We start from the raw sequence: 537 nt of genomic DNA, 5'->3' as shown, positions 1-537 counted from the left end.
TATATACTGACATTAAACACAGTAAAGAGGAGTTAAAGCATGTTCGTGGAACTCGTTTATGACAAAAGGAATTTTGATGGGCTGCCCGGTGCAAAAGATATCATTCTGGGCGAATTGATTAAGAGGATTCACCGGATTTTCCCCGACGCTGATGTCAGGGTTAAACCGATGATGACACTGCCGGCGATCAATACTGACGCTAGCAAGCATGAGAAAGAACAGATAAGCCGTACTGTTCAGGAAATGTTTGAAGAGGCTGATATGTGGCTGGTTTCAGATTAAGCACCTTGAACCGCCATATCGCTTAAGTACAATCCGCCGTGACTGGCTATCATTCAATACTCGCACTATCGAACGTTCGCCAGTCGGCCGCAATCATGCTCTTGCATACGGTGTGGTTGCGGCAACTATCCATTTTTACAACTGGGCATCCTGCTGATTTTCCTGGCGCTCGCGCTCAGCTTTTTCTCTGGCTTCCTGTGCCTCAAGCTGTTTGATATTCCATGGGCTGTTATGGGGCATCTCAACGCGCAGGTC

Annotated in this window: 1 protein-coding gene; it reads left to right on the top strand. The window is 47.3% G+C overall.

Going from position 1 to position 537, the window contains the following annotated elements; all coding sequences use genetic code 11:
• The first annotated feature begins 39 nt into the window (after positions 1-39).
• Positions 40-282: a DinI family protein gene (locus tag OGV69_RS01280; protein ID WP_069325488.1), complete on the top strand. Its 243-nt coding sequence runs from the start codon at positions 40-42 to the stop codon at positions 280-282.
• The last annotated feature ends 255 nt before the right edge of the window (positions 283-537 follow it).

The sequence above is a fragment of the Citrobacter sp. Cc139 genome, from assembly GCF_030334645.1.
Classification (GTDB): domain Bacteria; phylum Pseudomonadota; class Gammaproteobacteria; order Enterobacterales; family Enterobacteriaceae; genus Citrobacter; species Citrobacter werkmanii.
This window is presented reverse-complemented; position numbering and strand designations above follow the sequence as displayed.

Excerpts from the sequence above, each read along its gene's own strand:
- OGV69_RS01280 (WP_069325488.1), top strand. The coding sequence starts at position 40 with ATGTTCGTGGAACTCGTTTATGACAAAAGGAATTTTGATGGGCTGCCC.